The organism is Bacillus sp. FSL K6-0073 (assembly GCF_038006085.1).
GTDB classification, from domain to species: Bacteria; Bacillota; Bacilli; order Bacillales; family Bacillaceae_G; genus Bacillus_A; species Bacillus_A cereus.
Genome location: NZ_JBBOUN010000001.1, coordinates 2,076,894 through 2,096,963 on the forward strand (window position 1 = coordinate 2,076,894; position 20,070 = coordinate 2,096,963).

Below are 20,070 nucleotides of genomic sequence, written 5' to 3' on the forward strand. Positions count from 1 at the left end.
CAATATAAATACCTTTAATAGAACGACACCTGCGCTTATTGCGCGGGTGTTTTTTTTATTTTATAAAAAAATAAGGAGAGATTAGATGGATACTTTAGCGAGATTACAAGAAATGCAGGAAGTTACAGAGAAATTAGCGGCTACAAATGATTTAGACGAAGCGAAAGTTCATATGAGTCGATTAGTCGTACTTATGAGTGAGGAGTTTGTAAGAACGAATGGTATTGCTGATGTAATGAATAAACAACTTTACGAAATCCAAAATTTACGTAGTTTTATTGAGAAGGAAGGCCTCGCCTTAAAATATGAATTGCATAAAAAACGTGAGGTTAGGTAGGTATGTCAACAAACAGAATCGAGGTGCAGCTATTCGCTGACATATCGAATATGCAGAACGGTTTTAAGCAGATAACTCGAACACTAAGGGACTTCCATCAAGCAGTAAGCCAGCCTATAAATATACCAACGCCTAATATGAGTGGTTGGAATTCCGCAGTCCAAAGCGCGGGCCAACACGTACAACAATTGAACAGTCAAATGCGAAATATGACTCCGCCTCCACCACCAAATATGTCTGCTTGGCAATCTACGTTTCAGAATGTGGGTGGCCGAGTTCAAGAAGTGGGGCATAGAGTACAACAAGCAGGGCAGACGGTACAGAACGCCTTTGCGCCAGCCGCTACAGCATCGGGATTCTTCCTAGGCCGTATGGTAAAAGATGCGATGAACTTCGAATCTGAGACTCGTAGAGCAGCGGTGCTTACCGGCGGTAGCTATAATAAAGTTAAAAAAGATATCCTAGATATGGCGACCACTTCGGTTTATTCAACTGGGCAAGTAGCAGCGGCGTACGCCGAGTTAGGAGCAAAGGGCTTTGATGCAGCGAAAGCAACCGCTGCATTACCAGGTGTACTTGTAGCAGCGGCTGCATCACAAGAAGACTTAGGGTTAGTTACTGACACGGTTACTTCGGCACTTAACGCTTTCGGACTAGAAGCGAATCGCTCGGGTCACGTTGCGGACGTGATTGCACAAGCGGCGAATCAGTCTGCTGCCAGCGTACTCGATCTCAATTACGCCTTCAAGTACAGTGCTGGTCCGGCACATGCGCTTGGTATTTCGATGGAAGAACTAGCAGCAGCTATTGGAATAATGCGGGATGCAGGTCACTCTGGTGAATCAGCCGGGACAGCGCTTCGAGCATCCATGATACGTTTAGTAAAACCTCCAGCCGAAGCCGCAAAAGAACTCAATAAATTAGGAGTTACTACAACGGATCAAAACGGTAAAATGAAGTCCTTAGCGAAAATCATAGGTGAACTTCAAAACGGTATGAGCGGATATACTAACGCCCAAAGGGCATCCGCTATGGCAGCTATCTTTGGTACAGAAGCTGTTTCCGGTATGTTATCACTAATGTCGGCAGGGCCTGAAGAAATCAACAAAATGACCAAGGCTTTAGAGAATTCGGACGGAGTAGCTAAAGAAGCTGCGGACTCCATGCTAAAAGGATGGGCCGGCGCGCTTAAGATGATGAATTCTACTATAGATGCAAACTCTAAACTATTTGTAGATGCACTCGGCCCCGCTATAGAGGCAGTTGCCAATTCTATTACTGGATTGGTTAACTGGTTTGCTAAGTTGTCAGGGACCATGCGAAGTGTAGTCGCTATCTCAGCCGCATCTATAACCGTGTTTCTAGCAATAGCTACTGTTGTTGGGATAATGATAAATGCTATAGGAGCCACCTTACTTGTATTTGGAAAGTTATTTCTAGTGATAGGTAAGTTAGGTTCACTTATCAGCGTACTAGTCGAAGGAATAACTATCTTAGGGACTATAATCGGTGCGCTTTTAGGACCAGTTGGTATTGTAATCGTAGCTCTTTCTTTACTAGGAACGGCACTCGTCCAACTATACAAACACAACGAAACATTCCGTAACGCAGTAAATAGCGCTTGGGAATCGATTAAAACTACAACTATATCAGCCGTGGAATCTATGAAAGCGGCATTTGACTCATTCGGTGCGTATCTTGCAACAATCCCCGCTAAATTTACAGCGATGGGCGTTGCGATAGTTGCCTTTTTTAGTTCTGTAACCGCTACGTTAAGCGGTATCGGCCAGAGTATAAGTGGAGCTTTCGGTTCAGCTATTGAAGGATTAACCGCTAAGTTTTCGGGCATGGGGGCAGCGATTTCACCGGTTGTAGATTTTATAAAAGCATCATTCTCATCAATCGGTAACACAATCGCTACATTAACACCGCTAATCGTACGTTTGGGATTATCGTTTTTAGGTGTATCTGGTCCTATCGGTTGGGTTATCGCTATTGTCGCTTCATTAGGCGCTACGATTTTTAAACTTGTGAATACGAATGATCAGGCAAAAGCAGCGTTAATGTCAGCTTGGGAATCGATTCAGAGTGTATTTAGCACGGTTGCTTCCGTCATCATGCCGATAATTACTTCATTAGCACAAGGTTTTATCGACGCATTCGCACCGTTAGCACCGGAGTTTCAAAAGACCGGTCAAGTCATCATGGAAAGTTTCGCATCGCTACAACCAGCATTTGCAGAGTTAGGCGCAGCGTTTGGTGAATTAGGAACGACTATCATGAGTCTTTTTGGAGACGTTGTAAAACAAGTAATGCCGGTAGCAATGGACTTATTTAAGCTATTCGGAGAAAATATTCAATTAATCATGCCTATGGTTACGGATTTAATGAAGCTATTCGCTGATACAACGATTGAAATCATGCCTGCAATTACGCAAGTAGTCCAGGAGCTATCTCAAATGTTTTCAGAATTAGCAGCTGAAGTAATGCCGATGCTTTCACAAGTGGCACAAGAAGTGTTTCCTGCAATATTAAACGTTATTCAAACATCGGTTGGTGTATGGGTAATGCTTATAAAAACTTTCGGTGAAATTCTTGTAATTGTAGCGCAAGAGATGATACCGGTCATACTTACGGTTGTTCAAGAGGTATTTCCTATCATTCAATCGATTATTGAGACGGCTATTCCTATAATCATAGAAATTATTAAGTTGTTCGGTGAGATTATAACGATAATTGCTACGACTGTAGTTCCGCTTATCTTACAAGCGGTGCAAGAGGTCTTTCCGGTAATTCAAGCAATTATTCAGGCTGTAATTCCTATAATTTCAGCATTGTTACAAGGTGCAGCCGAGATTATTAAAGGCGTATTAATTCCAGCGATTCAATTCATTTTACAAATTGTGCAGGCCGTATTCCCAGCGGTAATGGGTATTATTAAATCTGTTATCGGCATCATCACGAACATTATCAAACTATTTACGTCTATATTGAAAGGTGATTGGAGCGGCGCATGGGATGCGGTTAAGGGAATTACGTCAAATGTTATGTCGTTGATTAAAAGCATTATCGATGGAGCGATTTCTTTAATAGGTGTAATTGTACGTAACGGGTTGAATTTAGTCCAATCAATTTTCTCTAGCGTATTAAATGCGGTATGGAATGTAGTCAAATCTATATTTGATGGAATTCGTAATGTGATTTCATCAGTAATTTCAGCAGTTGGAAATATCATTTCTGCGGGTTGGAATGCAGCTAGTTCCGCAACGTCTAGTATCTTAGACGCGATGTCTAATGCAATTTCGAACATATGGAATAACATAATATCATTCTTAAAAGGGATAAACCTAATGGATATCGGTAAGAACATCATGGAAGGTATGTTAAATGGTATAACTTCGATGGCTAGTCGTATCTGGGACAAAGTTACAGAAATTGGTAACGGTATTAAGGACAAGCTTACCGGACTATTTTCGATTCATTCTCCTTCGCGTTGGATGCGCGACATGATCGGCGTGAATATGATGCAAGGCTGGATTAACGGTGTTGACGGAATGAAAAGCTCGGTGCAACGTACGACGCAGCAAATGTCTGATTGGATGAAGCCGGAAATGTTAGCGGTGGATACAGGTGCTTCCATACCGAGAGGTGTTAACGGACTAGGTGTTTACCGTTCGGCTAAACCTACACCAAGCATGTATAAGCCGAGTCAATACGAAAACCATACGTCTAGAGATAAGCAACCAGCGTATATTAACGTCCAACTCGGTAAGCAGGAGTTTGCAAGATTTGTTGATGATATTACTGGTGAGCAAGAAGCGGTTAAAAGACGTAGAGAAGTATTTTTAGGAGGACGGTAGATTGTTAGTTTTTAACGGGATAAATTTGGAGAAATATTTTAAGTAATTATGAAGGCGTGTTTTTCCATTGCGGAAGGGCACGCCGTTTTTTATTTGTATATAACCGAAAGGGAGTGGTATTGTGAGAGTAGAAACTAAAGTAAAACGATTGATACGAGATACATGCGCCTGTTATACTCCGAACGAAGGTAATTGTATTTACAAGGCGAAATGTCCATTTTTTCACGCGATACATTACCGCGATAAAGAAGTGAAATTTGAAAGTAAACGCTGTGAATATTTCGAAACACATGTGTTACCGGCTGATAAAGAATTATACGCATTGTATTTTAACGAAGATCAAAATGGTAAAGTGTGCGAGGTATGTAACGATCATTTTATCGCTAAAGGCAATCGGGCTAAATACTGTGATGGTTGTCGTGACGGGGTGCGTAAGAGACAAGCACGAGAGCGTATGCGTAAGTACAATCGGAAAATAGGATAGATATTGACGCAATAGGATGGTAGAAACGTGTTATAAGGCTAAATTTCACTGATAATATTCTCGTTAAAACGAACGGTCCATAGTGGATTGATTAATTATATTATAAAGGGCTATTTCGTAATGTAATGAGTAAACCATTGAGTTAAGATAAACGGCGGGTTTCACACAGCTCGAGAGCCCGCCATCTTAGATTAGGTTACTAATTTGTATTATCTATAGGGATTTGTTTGCAGAGCGATTTAATGAACTCTTCAGTTACTTGAATAAAATGAAGGCAAGCAGTATCGTTAATTTTAATAAGATCATCCTTTGTGTCAATCCCATCTATTCCGCGAATAGCTATTTCCAATCTTTCTTTTTTCCAGCTATTATTTTTATAGGGAGTTTTAAGTGTATATCCTCTACTATGAACGATGCAGTTTCGAATTTGGTTATAATAAGTTAATTCATCCCACATATCGTTAACGACTTTTATACCTAAAATGTCTGCACAGTATTTCTTCGCTAAAAATATCCCATTAATACTCTTGTTTTCCCTCCTTCTCTTGAATTCATCAATGGATATTAGATTACCATTTTCAAAACGATAGCCATATCTATAACATAAATTCATAAAACGTTCTTCAAAAAGACTATATATGCCTGTAATAAAAGAATAGCGAATAAATTGAGGATAAGTATTATAACAGTGCCAAACTTCTAACATTTTATCGGGATGTAATACTTTCTTTGTTTGATTTTCATTATCTTTTATATTGTAGTAGTAAGTAGGATCATCGGCTTTTTGTTTGAAAGTTGATTCTACCGTTAAAATACATTCTTTAATATTAGTGAGGTCAATTTTCACGACTTCATAGAAATCCATAGGATTATTAAAATTTGGAAATCTACTAGAAATAACTCCATCATCTATTAATTCTTCAATTTCATACGGATGAAACATTCAATCACTCCTATATGTTTACTGCGACGCTTAAGTAATCGTTTGTTCGAATTTAATACTTCTATAATAGCAACCTATAATATATTACGTCCAATTTACGTTACAAACCTTTGCAATAATATACATATGAATTCTTACGTATTTTACGGTGTTTTAATCCCAAGTTATTTACTTAATTGTAGTTCTGTTAAATAGGAGGGCGAATCGGGTTAATTATTATAGTGTGCCTTTTCATAACGGAAGGAGGCGTAGTTTTTTATAGATAACTTCGTCGGAAAACGCAATTTATTGCGGTATTTATTTAATGAAATCCACACTTTACGGCTTGTACAAATAGTAAGATGTGCGGTAAAATGTGGATAACGATAAACATTGTTAAGAGTGAACGGTATCAACAACCGTATTGAACAAAAACATTCCTCATTATACGTCTCCACCCTCTAAAGTATCGTAATTAAGCAAACGTCGCTGATTATTATCGATACATCGTCCACATCCCAATGTCTTTAAATCCTAGTCGTTTATAAATTCGTCCAGCAGCTGGATTGTTATAAAATAAACAAAGTGTTCGGCTTTCTTTCGTAAAGTCTTGAATCATTTTTTGTAGTATGAGTGAAGCGTAGCCATTTCCACGATAATTCGGGTGTGTACATACACCAACTACCATAGCGGATAATGAATTTTCAGCGGAAGTAGAGGCGGATGCGATGCCTGATGAGGTTTTGTCTATGAGTGACCACTCTTTTAGTTATTCGTTTAGGAAAATTATAGAGGTTACAGACTTGTGAGTCAATAACTATCAGAGGTAAATTATTCAGGGGATACTTGTGAGGTAGGTAAGAAAGCTGAACTAATTAACAAGGTGTACTATTCAGACAAAACTTGTGAGTTAGCCACTTCAGGGGGATTGATAGGAAAACCTTGGGAGCGAATAGAATAACTATTTATGAGAACTAAGGGGGGAACGAAATGTTTGGACTATTTAAAGATAAAGAAAAGAAACGTAAATTTAAGTTAGGTGTCCACTTTGAGTTACAAGGCAAAGAGTTCATCTGTGTAGGAATGAACGCTGGCTCTGTAGAGATGGCTATCATTCAGAGAGCTAAATTGGTTTACGCTAAGAACGTGCTAGATGGTCGTACTCATGGGATTAATCCTATGTGGATAGCAGACTATACTCGTATTAAGTACTATGAGGACGATAAAACTTGGGAGGTAATCTAATGGAAGAGTTCTTTATGAACAAGTGGGTTGTTGGCTCGGTGGCGTTCTTGGTAGTAGCTATAGGGAGTTGGTTCTTCCTATGGAGTGATGTACCTAAAAAGAAGTAAGCGAGCTGCAATCTCTAAGCAATTAAAGTAACTGTCAGGTGATACTAAATAGGTAAACCCCCACCTCGATGCGGTGCCTGTTGGGGTATCCAATCTAGGAACTATAAGGTCATATGACCTTGAAAGTAATCGCCCTTGAGTCAGCCAACTAGTACCCCTCCAGAGTATACCTCCTCGCAACTACCCACAGAGTACGACTACAGAGGTGAACCTACAGGGAAGTGTATAACCAACGGAGACAGCAACCCTATAGCCATGCTAGTTAGCGCCACCTCGCAGTGAATGCGACTGAGTAGATATACACTAGGTGAATACCTGTGGAGACCGCTACCTCATACAGTAATTTATTCAAAGGACTAGTGAAAGTACGATCAGTGTAGATGTACCAAGGAGTCATATACCCACCAGCAAACCTACTGTGCTGCACCTCTAGTTTACATAACCAATCTTATGGGTAGTAACTATTTTAGTTACAACTATATGAAAGCGAGGTAGCCGAACTCTACAGAGTGAGCTCATGAGTCTGCCTCTGTGCGTACTTGTGGAGAGTGGATATAACAAGACTGCTTTATATAGGTACGCCTTTGTATGAGCCTCCTAGACGCCTTGAACGGTACGCCGTGCAGTGTGTACTGTTGAGGTAGATATGCGTCCTACCTGCAGAGTGCACCTTGTGTAGCCCTGCTGCTGTGTGTACCACTATTAGTTATGCGTATACCTATGAGTACACCTGTGTGTTAGGCCTAGTGAGGCAGGCATAGAGTGTATGCTGTGTAGTCTGCGTCCTCATATAGACCTTTGATTAATGAATGAAAGTACGAGGGCTAATAGAGGTAGCTAACTAGGCTGAGCTCTTAGCCTTGCTGAACGTATAGTAATGGTAGCCGAACTCTTAAGGTAGATCCACCTAGCTTACTTCACCACTACAACTTACAGTGGTACTCATACAGACATACTTGTTAAACGCTCCAGATTGCCCTGTATGAGACGGAAGCTATATGAGTGGAGCTATTACCTCGCTAGTATACACCATCAGGTAGACTCCTGTGAGCTGGGTACATATAGTGATAGACTGTTAGCCCTGCCTCCTCAGTGTAGCTAGAGAGTGCGAACCTCAATAGATGCCAACTCCTATTGTTCTTGAATCAACCAATGAAAGTAAGGCACTATCCTATACAGTCCACTGTCACGAAAGTACACCACCACCATGAAAGTACACCGCCTCACTGGACACACCCTCCGAAAGTACACACTCTGAAAGTAAGGCACCTCCGAAAGTGAAAGCACTATGAGACATCAGGAGAGGTTCCTATGAGCTGGGTACATATAGCACTACCTGTTAGTCCTGCCTCCTCAGTGTACAGCTACAGTGCCGCTACCTCACCAGTGTAAGCCTATGTGTATGGCCTCAGTGCTATGCCTACTAGGCTACACATGAGACAGCATACATTGCTTTGTAGTGCGACTAAGAGGGAGGCTTGTGTTGTTTTGTATGACTAGTACCTTGCCTCCTCAGTATAAGCCTGCTAGGTGTGTCTAATGGTGTGTGCCTACAGTGTGGACTAAGGAGCAGTACAATGAGACAGCCAGCTCAGTGGCCACCGTCTCATCAGTCACCACCTACCAAGGTACCCCTCATCGTATTATAACCGTGGGGGTGTGTACGTACTTCGGTAGTAGCCATACAGAGAAAATATACATACAGAAAATCGACTCCTGAGACAGCACCTCCCCAGACCTGTCATCCACGAGTACGCCTACAGAGTTTCCACCTCCCTAGAAAAATAAAATTTAGAGTCGGGACATTGAGACTACTTCACCGGTATTACCTAGGTATGACTTATATTCAGAATATACAAATATTATTGTTTATTTCCTAGAGACGGCGTACAATGATAACTAAAAAGGAGGGGGTAAAATGAGTGTAACTATCGAGGTAATCGACAACAAGATAGAGCGTGACAAATTAGTAGAACGAGTGGAAGTTCTTGATAAGGTGAAACAACTATTTTTGTTACCCGAGTTGGAAATGGCTACTACTCAACAAGTTGCGGATTTCTACGGGGTTAACAAGAAAGTAATAGACAACTTAGTGTTAAAGAATAAAGACGAAATTACAGGAGACGGATATAAGATTGTTAACGGAAAAGATTTAGCCGTCATCTTAAAGAGGGTGGCTAAAATCGAAAACATGAAAGGGTATGTATTCATAGATGGAAACAAAGTAGGTTACGGAAGTAATGGCTTATTCCCTAAGAGAGCAATCCTCCGAATAGGAATGTTACTACGTGATTCTGAGGTAGCTAAGGAAGTCCGCACTCGGGTGTTAAATATAGAGGAGAATGCTACACAGTTATACCTAAATGGATTCGTGCTGTATGGGTTATCGTTTAGCTTGTTGCAGATTAGACCGCTAACTTATTTACTCCCTTCCTCAAAAGAAGGCAGGTAGAAACATAGTGTTTTCTCTAAGTTTCATTTTGTCACTTAGAGAAAAAAATAGAGGTTCACCTCTACAGGTAACCCTCCTAGTGCAATCCAAGCAGATATCTATTGTGCTCTCTCTCTCGTTCAGCTAAACTCTTAGTCTTGTACTTTACAGTTGGCACCTGTGAGACCGCCATCTCTACAGACCCAAAGTGTTCTACCGCAGCAGTGTACAATTGAGGGCGGTCTCTCTGTAGGCTTACACTTGAGATCGGCTTACCTATGTACTTCATTTCAGCTAACACCTCGAGTACGGTCTCCTTAGTATACATATCCATTTGGCTGCCTCCTAGGTACGCTCGTTCTAGTTGCATTCTAATTCCGCTATTGATAGGTAACATGCTTAGGTTTAATTGTCTCATGAGTATTCCTCCTCAGTGGTATTAAAATAGGGGAGAGGCTAATGATGTAGCCTCGGTGGGGATAATAGGTTAGGGGATATTACTTCTTAAAGTTATTAGGAGAGAGAGAAGCCTTTTCGATATTGTCTAGTAGCTCCTCAAAAGTAATTTTCTTAGCTTGCCGACTCACAGCTTTAGGGTCTAAGCAGATGGCCTCTGTGATAGACTTTACTTCAACAATTAGTCTGGCTCTATTAAGCTCGTCCATCAACTTATTCACGGTAGGTTTTGATATTCCTAGAGCGTCAGTTAGGTGAGATCTCTTCAGTAGTACAAGTTTGCTAGCGTCCATCTCATTTGGGTTCTCTACTACTAGATTTGTCTTCCAGTTCATATGAGTTAGTAACAAGGCGAACAATCCTAGGGTGTTAAGGGATAAGCCCTTTGCCTTCTCGTGTAGGTGAGTCTTGAATAGTTTAACTGTTTTGTATTCACCCTCTAGCTTGCCGCAGATGTAAACCGCATCAGTCATATCTACATAAGTTGTTTTCCCTTCAGTCACTCGTGTGATTACTCCGTTAGCTTCTAACTCTGACAGGACTTTATTAATCTGAGAACGAGTCTTGCCTAGTTTGTTCACCAGAGATTTAACACTTATGCGATCTCCTCTATCGTCACACAAGAAACCTTCATGGCCGATACTCATACAAGTTGCTAAGTAGAGTAGGAGTCCGTGTTGCTGTAGTGTTAGGTTCTCCTTGATAGCATCATACCTATCGAGGATCATTCTGCTGTAGTGGTGCTTGTCTTGTTGTGCCTTCTTCTCTACATACTCTTTTTGTGCTTCCCTTTGAGCAGGTGATACTGTGTTGTATCCTGCCTCGTATAATACTCGTTTAGCTTCCTTTAGTGTTACCATGATATCATCCTCCAGTAAATTATTATTGACGAGATAGAAATATTGGTGTTATAATTTAATGTTAATGTCTTTTGATTCATGCTTATATTTTATTACGTTTCAAAATAAGACACAAGATATATGTATAAATCATTTCTTAATTTAACTTTCATGAGACCGCCACCTCCCAGAGTGAACTCCAAAATTGTAAAAAAAATGCGTCGATTCTCCCGAAATTGTAAAAAAAATGCGTCGATAAAAAGTGGCTCTATCCCTTGTGGCTCTAAGGCACAACCCTGTTTTGGCATGTGAAACCCTTCTTCTATCTTATAGAAAACATTCCTACCTCGTCCCAACTCAAAGGGTAACGCCCTAGAGACCGCCACCTCACTAGCTATCTCTCCCAAGTTAACTAGTGAGATTATGAAAAGTAGTAACATGACGGTATAACTCCCTAAGATGTCAAATAGTCTTCCTCAAGTGTATAAAATTAGGGGTGAAATACTTAGAGAATGCCATCTCGTAGTCACTTATTTACTACTGTGTCTTAAAAGAGTTAACTAGATAGGTAAAACTAATTAGAATAACCTCTTAAGAAAAGATAAAAGAACTTAAGAGAATACCTATATAGAATACCTAATTAGTTCCCATCTCCATAAGTATTTAATTATTTAAAGATTTAAAAACAAAGGACTATATGAGATAGCCTAGTTAGTAATACCTTAGAGTATTTCTAATTAGATCCTTCTCTGTAGTCCTTTAATTATTTAAGAACTTAAAACAAGAACTATAGGAGCTGGGAACTAATTAGGCATTCTCTAGAGTAAGGTCTATAAAGATTTACCTTCTCGTTACCGAGATAGACAAACCTTTATAGATTATTCTCTAGAGTATCTACCTCTAGTAGACTTTTAAATATTTAAATCTTTACTAACAGGTATTCTAATTAGTTTTCTCTGTATATCTTTATCTCTCTAGGTACTTCTCTATAGGTTAGTCTCTAGAGTATATGTGCATAGAGCTAGATGAACTAGTCCGACTCCTAGGTAAACCTAGTTATACCAAGGGATATAGCTGTTTTGAGGTAGCCGAAATAGCATCAGAGTGACAGAAAAAGTACAACTTTAGGAGGGGTTGTTGAGGAGGGGGTAGGGGATATATTGCTATACAAGAATAGTAACTATCGAGGTAATCGACAACAAGGTGGAGCGTGACAGCTTAGTAAATCGAGTGGAAGTTCTGGAGAGAGTAAAGAACCTGCTGTTGTTACCTGAGTTGGAAGTGGCTACTACTCAACAGGTTGCGGATTTCTATAATGTTAGTCTAGATTCACTTAGAAACGTTATTAAAAGACATAGAGAGGAACTAACGATTGATGGTTACAAAACAAAAACAGGAAAAGAAGTTACAGATTCTTTAAGGTTCAAAATGAACCTTAAAGAAATAAAAACTAAAATCGGGAGATATGTTGTCACAACAGATGATGGAACTGAGTATAGTTTTTCTAACAAAAGCAACGCACTCTTCCCCAAGAGAGCAATCCTCCGAATAGGAATGTTACTACGTGACTCGGAAGTAGCCAAGGAAGTCCGCACTCAGTTGTTGAATATTGAGGAGAATACGGTTGCCGAGGTTAAGACTTATGAGATCGACTATGAACAGGAAGTTCTAGGGAGAAACTTTAAAGTTTATGGAACTGTGGAGGATCCGTTGTTTCTAGCGAAGGATGTTGCTGAGTGGATTGACCACAGTAACCCGACTATGATGTTAAAATCTGTGGACGAGGATGAGAAACGACTAAACTTTGTTTATACGTCTACTGGAAATAAAGATGCTTGGTTCCTAACAGAAGATGGAATCTACGAGTTGCTAATGCTTTCTCGCAAGCCAATCGCCAAACAGTGGAAAAAGGAAGTAAAGAAAATCCTAAAGAATATCCGTCTCAATGGTGGACACGTGCTGATTGACCGTGAGGAAGACGAAAAGCTGACGCATACAATTCATGCATCAGGTCAAATAAGAAATGATCGCTAGTATTGATGAAGTTGAGTTACCTGAGGAGGGTAGCTCTTTTGTTCGTTCTTTGCAGGTATATCTTGTGTCTTATTTTGAAACGTAATTCAATAGGAGGAGTTAACCTTTTAAGATGAGATACTAGCAAGTAGACACTACTATATTAATAGAACACGATAAGGGTCATGCATTCCTTACTATATATATGAAGCAATTAAACAAGTGTATTTGCTTGGTGGTTATCTCTTTCCCCTTTTAGAGGTAGCTAGCGAGGAAGAACACTTCACCTCCTATGTAGGACTTCCGTGTGTAGAATGATACGGGGAAACATCCATTTAGGTCATTTTCATCTCTCCAGATGATTGATATCCCAGCTTGGTTTAACTACTGAGCTGGCTCCTTTTTGGATGAACTGCCAATATGCTTATACATTAAACTTTGACAATATAGATTAAAACTAATGAGGAGGAAACCATATGACAATCATGTTCTACATTGATTTAGAAAACCTATGCAAGCAGCACAATAAGACGCTCACGTTGCTTGCTGAAGAGTCAGGAGTCACAAGAGCAACGCTATCTCGGGTAAAGGCTACAGGGTCAGGGACGTTAGAGACGATCAGCTCAATTGCTACAGCATTAAATATTGACGAGCCAGAGAAGATTATCAAGGTCATGAAAGGTTAAGGTACCAAGGAGTCAGCGCTAAACAGTATAAACCAAGGGAGAGGATGATAATGAGAAGGACATTTGAGGTGAAGATGCTTAAGAGACAAAGTGAGTTAGAGTTAAAACTAATGAGGGTGGAAGCTGAACATAACATCCAAGTGAGACAAGCTAGGATGGAGAAACACTTTGAATCAATGAAACAACTAATGGGGGTAAAAAGCTAATGGGTAAAACTTACTTGCATTACCTAGTGAGGTGGCGCTTTACCGGTACGGATACTACATTGCTAACTCACCACATTGCAGCTTGTAGAGAAGGCAAACAAGATGAGCATATCTGGCTCATAAAGGATGCTTACAGACAAGTATATGACTCAGGTATTACTTACCTAATTAGTATCGACTGCAAAGAAATAAGTGAGGGAGAGTACACTCTACTCAAACAAAAACATATGGAGGTGATCTAATGGACAAGCAATGGAGCGACTACTTAGTTTGGCGTACAGAGAACGGCTATACAGGGTTAAGTACAGATGAGCAATACAATGAATACTTAATTGAGACGGGAGAGCCTACAGAGAATGAAAACCTATCTAGAATCGAAGCTAAGGAGCTTGAGGAACTGTTTGAGGACGTGGCTGTAAAGGAGAACGTACAAATGACGTTTGATGCTATTAAGGTGATTGCTACTGTGGGTGGAGAGATTACTTACACTGATATGGCAAACCTAACAGGGTACAACTTGAGAACTGTAAAGCGCCACGTAGAAGAGTTAGTCTCGAAGGGTTACCTCCATATTAAACGAGGAGTACACGCTAACTCGTATTACATCGGTAATGACATGAGAGCGACTAACAAGCCTAAGAAGAGTATTCGCTTTGTAGAAGCATTCGAGTGGAAGAATGGCATTGAAGATATCTCTGGAGAGGTTACTATCAAGGATGCTGCCTCTGAGACGCACATCACTACTTACAATATCGAGAACTTAATGGATCGTACCGGAGAGTTCATCCGTGAGGTAGGTAGTCCATTCCACTGACGGCATACTACAGGAGGAGCAGGTTAACCAAGATTAAACAAAAGGGAGAGATGGAGAGAATGACAAATGAACTGAGTGTAAACCAACAAGAGGTAAACTACATTGATAGCTTAGAAGTTGCTGAGATGACAGGGAAAAGACACGCGGATTTACTGAGAACAATAGATGGATACTCGGAAGTATTTTTAACCAACGGAAAAGTTCGTTCGTTAGATTACTTCGTAACAGCTAAGTACCTCGACCTTAAAGGTGAACCGAGAAGGAAATACCTTCTAACTCGTAAAGGGTGCGAGCTAGTAGCCAACAAGATGACAGGTGAAAAGGGTGTTCTCTTCACGGTAGCCTACATTGATCGCTTTCACGAAATGGAAAAGGCTGTACAGCAACCAGCTCTACCGACTACCTACAAAGAAGCGCTACTGCAGTTAGTCGAACAGGTGGAAGCAACAGAGAAGTTACAAGCTCAGTTGGATGAGCAGGCACCTGCCATAGCTTACCACGAGAAGGTGCTAGACATCGAAGGGTTTACGACTATGGAGAGTACAGCTAAACAGCTTGGTCTCAGAAGTGCTCAACAATTGAACAACCTACTGAGACAGCTCAAGGTAATCTACTACACAAAGAAAGGCTCGTGGGTTCATACAGCTAAGTATTCATACTTGAAGGATGAAGGCTACATCGGTTACAAGCCTTTAGAGAAAGGTAAGCTACAGATGTTAGTTAGCCAGAAAGGTACACAAGAGATAGCTAGATTAATTGGTATTACTGAATAATCCTCTAACCTTATTGCTTCACAGGCTACCCCTTAGCCGACTCAATACAAACTAAACCCAAACCCAAAGGAGAAGATGACAAATGATGAACACTTTTAAAAACTTATTAGCAGGCGGTAAAGTTAAACAACAGGAGACAGCACAAAAAGATTTAGACAAAGTATTAACTCAAGAGTCGGATCTACAAAGTCAATTATCTAAAGCGCAATCTAATCAGTCTAAAATCAAACAAGCATTAACTGTAGTGGAGGCTAGTTTAGTAATTGATGAGAATGACAAAGTAGCGCTAGCTCAACAGAAGAAAGCTCAAGACAAGTTAGAGGAGTTATCTAAGGAGATCGAGTCTACACAAGAGAAGTTAGTGGAGGTAGCTGAGAAGAAACAGTTAGCTATCAGAGAAACGTTCCGATCTCGTGGAGACTTAGCTCGTAAGCATAACGTAAAGGCTCGCCTATCAGTGGTCGCTCCAGCTCGTATCAATAAAGCATTAGGAATAGAGGAAGATGTCTTTAAGTTTAAATCAGTACCAGTAGAGTCTAAAGATTTAGCTACAGAATATGGCTTCGTGGATACACAAAGTCTTCAACCTGTTAGTGCTAGGGAGAAAGACCAAAACGAAGACTTTAAGATGATAGTACAAATGAACAATGAAGACCACAAACAAGCAAACGAACAAGCTAATGCTATTGCTCGAGAGATTGAGGAAGCTATCAAGGATGTATTCAAAAAGAATGGCATTGAGTTATCTCAACAAACGTTGATTAACCTATCTCGTATCTAATGAGACAGGATTAACTATAGCATTACCCTAGAGATGGATGCTGAGTTGGTAACCGCTGAAACCAGACTACACAGGTGGAGGAAGCCAGCTCGGTAAATTGTCTCCACCGGATATCTACACAACAGACAAACAGCCATAACACAACAGGTGGCTTTCTGATAAGCATACAAGCGAGGAGGAAACTAATATGAATGCAAAGCAACAAATGAAAGATATGCAATTGAGAATGGAAAGACGATTCGAGGAGTTCGCTCAGAAGTTAAACAAGGCTGAGAAGAAATTAGCTGAAGAGAAGGCGACTCATGAGAAGAACAAGAAGGATAAACTTAACAAGGAACACCAAGAGGAGTACGATAACTATCTCATTAGCATTGGCAAGAAGAAAGCTCCTAGTAAGATGACTCCACAGGAACAAGCAGAGTACGACAAATACGTGGCCTCACTGGGCTTAGGTCAAAAGAGGAAGTAAGATGGCTAACCCAAGGAAACTAAAAGCAGGACTCAGAGAGTACATAAACGATATCAGAGATAGGATACGTAGTGGTGAACTCCTGAGAGATTCTGACGAGATGAAAGAAATCAAGAAGGTATTGAAAGCTGAAATGACTATCTGTGGAGCTGTGACTGGGAGTGGTCGTGTTTGTTCTACGACGCCATCTCATAAGAACGGTCGCTGTATTGCCCACGGAGGCAGAAGCACAGGAGCAACTACAGAGGAGGGAAAAAACAAAATGAAAGAAAACTTAGCTAAAGGGAGACAGCCTATACATGGGTTGTATCAGAAAGACTTCTTAGCAACATTAACCGAGGAGGAAAAGGACTGGTATAGCGACACTATGGAGTGGTACAAGAATAACTACGAAGACTTAGATCCCCTAGACATTGCTAAACTTGACCTAGCTCTAATCAATACACTGAAGAGTTGGAGAAAGAATGGTAAGTCGATGAGCTATGCAGTCAATGAGAAGGTCTCAATGGTTGACTTTGAGAACAGGGCTATCAAGTTACTTGACGACTTAGGTATGTCTCGTAAGTTTAAGAAGTCTCGTGAGAACTCATCTAACTCTACGAACGTAAATTTATTCAATAGCTTGTTTGATGGGATGGAAAAATAAGAACTAGTGAGGACGGATCTTACTAGCCTACTTTGCAGGTGGGCTTATTTGTCGTTCTCATAAACATAAGGATGTGATTACTAAATGGCCTCAGTGATAGATATTATAATTCAAGCTCAAGATAGAGCTAGCGGTCAATTCAGACAAACCTCTTCGGAAGCGAAGAAGATGGCAGCCATCATAGGCGGTATCACGATAGCAGCAAGCGCAATGACTCCAGCTCTGTTAGGTGGACTCGGAGCAGTTGCTTCCTTGTTTGGTACTGCTGGTATAGCGGCTGCAGGGTTTGGTGCTTTAGCGACTACTACAATAATGAAGACTGTGGAGAAGGCAAACCAATTAGAGGAAGCTCAACTCAAGGCTAACGCAGCCCTGATAGCAGGTGACACGAAAGGTTATGCCAAACAAATGGCTCTGATACAAGCCATCATGGAGAGCCTCACCGATGAGGAAAAGAAAGCTGTAGTAGCTATCAACAACCTCAGTGATGCTTGGCGAGAGATGGAAAATCAAATGGCTCCTACTACGTTAAACCTCATAGCTAACTCTACAGATTTTCTCCGATTAACAATGACTAAATTGTTCCCTTCTTTCCAAGGAGTCGGACAATCATTTTCCAACATGATAGGCAAAATGAACGAAGGTATCACTCAAGGTAAAGCTGATAAGTTCTTCGAGCATATGAATACTTTTGCGGTTCCGATGTTCGAAATGGTAATGAAGTCTGCTGGTAATATCCTCAAGGGGTTCAGCGACATTATGATAGCATTCACTCCACTAGGTATGGACTTAGGGAATGGCATGGTAGATCTGACTCAGAAGTTCGCTAACTGGGCAGCAGGATTACAATCGAATACAGCCTTCCAAGACTTCGTTAACTTTGTTAAGACGAGTACGCCAGTCATTATGCAATTCATAGGCAACTTAGTGTTGACTCTGTGGGATATCATCCAAGCGTTAGCGCCAGTATCTATACAAGTATTCGAGTTAGCTAATAGATTCATGGAGTGGGCTAGGGAGTCAGGTGCTCTTGATACTGCTTTAGGTCTAGTGAGCAATGCTATCCAGTTCGTAGTAGATAATGCTAATTGGTTAATCCCTCTAGTAGCAGCTCTCTGGGCAGGGTTTAAAACATTCAGCATTCTTATTAGTGTAGCTACATGGATTGATGATACAGGAAAGGCTATCAATCAGGTAATCGAGATAGGTAAATTGTTTGGTTCATGGATACTTGACGCTATCAAGTTGCTAGGTCGGTTGAGTATGACGCTGTTGGCTTCTCCTTGGTTCTGGGTAGTAGCAGCTATTGCAGCAGTGATTGCTATTGGCGTCCTCTTGTATCAAAACTGGGATGAGGTTAAGAAGTATGCTCAAGAGCTTTGGGACAAGGTTAAGGATGCTTGGAACGGAATGACTAAGGCTGTAGGAGATGCCTACAACGACATGGTTCAATCCGTTAAGGACTGGTGGTCAGAAACTAAGCAGAAATGGAACGAGACTGTAGACAACGCTAAGGAGAAAGCTCAAGAGATGAAAGACAAGGTAGTTGCTAAGTATGAGGAGTTAAAGGCTGCTGCTATCCAAAAGCTTACTGAAATCCTAACAGATAATGCTAAGAAGTGGGAAGATCTAAAACAAAAAGCTTCTGATAAGGTTCAAGAAATGAAGCAAGCTGTTATAGATAAATACAACCAAATGAAGACTGACGCAACTAACAAACTTAGCGAAATAGTAAATGAAACTAAGCGTAAGTTTGATGAGCAGGTTCAAGCAGCTAGAGACAAGGTTAGCTCATGGGGTAAAGCTGCTGACGATATGCTTAGGGAGTTTGGTAGCGGAATTAAAAACGGATTCTCAGATGCAGCATGGAAGGTTGTCGAAGGTGTAGACAAGATGGTTAGTAAGTTCACAGGGTTCTTTAGAACATTCTATAACTCTGGTAAAGGATTACTTGGAGAGTTCGTTAATGGTATTACAGCAGGATTTGGTAAAGCTGCTTCAGCGGTCTCTGAAGGTATGTCACGGGTTCGTGCGTTCTTACCATTCTCACCTGCGAAGAAAGGGCCTCTATCAGACCTAGACAAGTCAGGTGAAGCATTCTTTCCTACTTGGTACGAGGCAGCATTAACACAAGTGAGATCGATGGAACGCGCTGTAGGAGGTGCCTTCAAAGGGGTTGCTAATGAGGCTAATGTAGCTCTAGCTGGTACAGGATTGGAGGCATTCACTGGAGGAAAGACAGCTATCACAGTTACCCATAAGCATGAGCATAGTGTTTCTGGCGAGGTAGATGTAAATGGAGAACAACTTAAAGCAACTGTAGAGCAGAGAGTCACAAGAACAGCTTATGAGCAAGGCTTAAGTGGAATGGACTATACAGGTTTACAACAATCAATTAGAAAATACTAGGGAGGCTTCGGTCTCCTTGGTTATTAAAAGGAGAGATGGCCAATGAATTATTTCTGTATAGACATAGCTTACAAGCAAAACAATGAGAGATTCCTAGAGAGCCGTATGTTCCAAACTGAGGATGATATCACACAGACAATGGAAGCCTACTCAGTGGCAACCAAACGAGCATACGAGAAAGCTTTCGTTATTACTCAGTGCGATCTCATTAGTGTTACTCCTAGAGAAGTAAGCGAGATTGAATACAAAAGACACGCACTCTCAAGAGAAGGCAAGCGAGACCTTAACCTACAGAAAAGAGGTGTTAGACGGTGAATTACTACCAAGTGAATGTTAACTTTATTGAGAACGGCGAACACATGGAAACTCAACAGTGTGTGGCTATGGAGGGTAACCCAGTCTTAGCAGCGGTACAACTGAGAGGGAACACTGAGAGGTTAGTGAGGGAGTCTATCGAGCCACTAGGAGGAACACTCAACAGCGTTCGTACTCGTAAGGTATCAAGAAAGTATTTTGAATCCAACAAAGAACTAGTAATCCTAGAGGGAGGTCATTAATATGGCTACAGTGGTCGAAGTGAAGCTGACTAAGT

17 protein-coding genes and 1 pseudogene are annotated in these 20,070 nt (G+C 40.8%); 14 read left to right on the forward strand and 4 right to left on the reverse strand.

What is annotated here, in order from left to right:
* Window positions 1-85: 85 nt before the first annotated feature.
* From MHB52_RS10935 to MHB52_RS10945, 3 genes are all read left to right on the forward strand, one after another.
* The gene (locus tag MHB52_RS10935) at window positions 86-337 is read left to right on the forward strand and encodes a hypothetical protein (protein WP_061663139.1); all 252 of its coding nucleotides are present in this window, start codon (window positions 86-88) and stop codon (window positions 335-337) included.
* Window positions 338-339: 2 nt separating this feature from the next.
* The gene (locus MHB52_RS10940; RefSeq protein WP_445661878.1) at window positions 340-4,197 is read left to right on the forward strand and encodes a phage tail tape measure protein; all 3,858 of its coding nucleotides are present in this window, start codon (window positions 340-342) and stop codon (window positions 4,195-4,197) included.
* Window positions 4,198-4,318: 121 nt separating this feature from the next.
* The gene (locus MHB52_RS10945) at window positions 4,319-4,681 is read left to right on the forward strand and encodes a cysteine-rich VLP protein (RefSeq protein WP_061663697.1); all 363 of its coding nucleotides are present in this window, start codon (window positions 4,319-4,321) and stop codon (window positions 4,679-4,681) included.
* 199 nt (window positions 4,682-4,880) lie between these two features.
* On the opposite strand, the gene MHB52_RS10950 is transcribed toward MHB52_RS10945, so the two are convergent.
* Both MHB52_RS10950 and MHB52_RS10955 read right to left on the reverse strand, forming a co-directional pair.
* Window positions 4,881-5,624 carry a hypothetical protein gene (locus MHB52_RS10950; RefSeq protein ID WP_061663698.1) on the reverse strand — a complete coding sequence of 248 codons (744 nt, stop codon included), beginning with the start codon at window positions 5,622-5,624 and terminating at the stop codon, window positions 4,881-4,883.
* A 475-nt stretch (window positions 5,625-6,099) separates the two neighbouring features.
* A pseudogene (locus MHB52_RS10955) lies at window positions 6,100-6,339 on the reverse strand (GNAT family N-acetyltransferase); the annotation flags it as partial.
* A 254-nt stretch (window positions 6,340-6,593) separates the two neighbouring features.
* On the opposite strand from MHB52_RS10955, the gene MHB52_RS10960 reads away from it, so the two are divergent.
* Together MHB52_RS10960 and MHB52_RS10965 are read left to right on the forward strand one after the other, a co-directional pair.
* Window positions 6,594-6,848, forward strand: coding sequence for a hypothetical protein (locus MHB52_RS10960; RefSeq protein ID WP_061663699.1), 255 nt, complete (start codon window positions 6,594-6,596; stop codon window positions 6,846-6,848).
* Window positions 6,849-8,873: 2,025 nt separating this feature from the next.
* Window positions 8,874-9,407 (forward strand): hypothetical protein, encoded by a 534-nt coding sequence (locus MHB52_RS10965; protein WP_061663700.1) that lies wholly within the window; start codon window positions 8,874-8,876, stop codon window positions 9,405-9,407.
* 76 nt (window positions 9,408-9,483) lie between these two features.
* Here the strand turns inward: MHB52_RS10965 and MHB52_RS10970 are convergent, their stop codons facing one another.
* Both MHB52_RS10970 and MHB52_RS10975 read right to left on the reverse strand, forming a co-directional pair.
* Entirely contained in the window at window positions 9,484-9,720 is a 237-nt protein-coding gene (locus MHB52_RS10970; RefSeq protein WP_253703448.1) for a hypothetical protein, read from the reverse strand.
* Window positions 9,721-9,883: 163 nt separating this feature from the next.
* Window positions 9,884-10,702 (reverse strand): MarR family transcriptional regulator, encoded by an 819-nt coding sequence (locus MHB52_RS10975; protein ID WP_061663701.1) that lies wholly within the window; start codon window positions 10,700-10,702, stop codon window positions 9,884-9,886.
* A gap of 1,182 nt (window positions 10,703-11,884) precedes the next feature.
* On the opposite strand from MHB52_RS10975, the gene MHB52_RS10980 reads away from it, so the two are divergent.
* The 9 genes from MHB52_RS10980 (at window position 11,885) to MHB52_RS11020 (ending at window position 19,478) form a co-directional block, all read left to right on the forward strand.
* A complete protein-coding gene (locus MHB52_RS10980) occupies window positions 11,885-12,715 on the forward strand; it encodes a BRO-N domain-containing protein (protein ID WP_253703452.1) in 831 nt (276 codons plus the stop codon).
* A gap of 455 nt (window positions 12,716-13,170) precedes the next feature.
* On the forward strand, window positions 13,171-13,380 hold the full coding sequence (locus MHB52_RS10985; RefSeq protein WP_061663703.1) for a helix-turn-helix domain-containing protein: 210 nt from the start codon (window positions 13,171-13,173) through the stop codon (window positions 13,378-13,380).
* A 50-nt stretch (window positions 13,381-13,430) separates the two neighbouring features.
* Window positions 13,431-13,586, forward strand: coding sequence for a hypothetical protein (locus MHB52_RS10990; RefSeq protein ID WP_172797018.1), 156 nt, complete (start codon window positions 13,431-13,433; stop codon window positions 13,584-13,586).
* 241 nt (window positions 13,587-13,827) lie between these two features.
* Window positions 13,828-14,400 (forward strand): hypothetical protein, encoded by a 573-nt coding sequence (locus MHB52_RS10995; RefSeq protein WP_061663705.1) that lies wholly within the window; start codon window positions 13,828-13,830, stop codon window positions 14,398-14,400.
* A 59-nt stretch (window positions 14,401-14,459) separates the two neighbouring features.
* On the forward strand, window positions 14,460-15,173 hold the full coding sequence (locus tag MHB52_RS11000; protein ID WP_061663728.1) for a Rha family transcriptional regulator: 714 nt from the start codon (window positions 14,460-14,462) through the stop codon (window positions 15,171-15,173).
* Between the two features lie 82 nt (window positions 15,174-15,255).
* Entirely contained in the window at window positions 15,256-15,954 is a 699-nt protein-coding gene (locus tag MHB52_RS11005) for a hypothetical protein (protein ID WP_061663706.1), read from the forward strand.
* Window positions 15,955-16,141: 187 nt separating this feature from the next.
* Window positions 16,142-16,423: a hypothetical protein gene (locus MHB52_RS11010; protein WP_061663707.1), complete on the forward strand. Its 282-nt coding sequence runs from the start codon at window positions 16,142-16,144 to the stop codon at window positions 16,421-16,423.
* Between the two features lies 1 nt (window position 16,424).
* Complete coding sequence (locus MHB52_RS11015) at window positions 16,425-17,069, forward strand: HGGxSTG domain-containing protein (protein WP_061663708.1); 645 nt, start codon at window positions 16,425-16,427, stop codon at window positions 17,067-17,069.
* A gap of 84 nt (window positions 17,070-17,153) precedes the next feature.
* Window positions 17,154-19,478, forward strand: a complete 2,325-nt coding sequence (locus tag MHB52_RS11020; RefSeq protein ID WP_061663709.1) for a hypothetical protein — start codon at window positions 17,154-17,156, stop codon at window positions 19,476-19,478.
* Window positions 19,479-20,070: the final 592 nt, after the last annotated feature.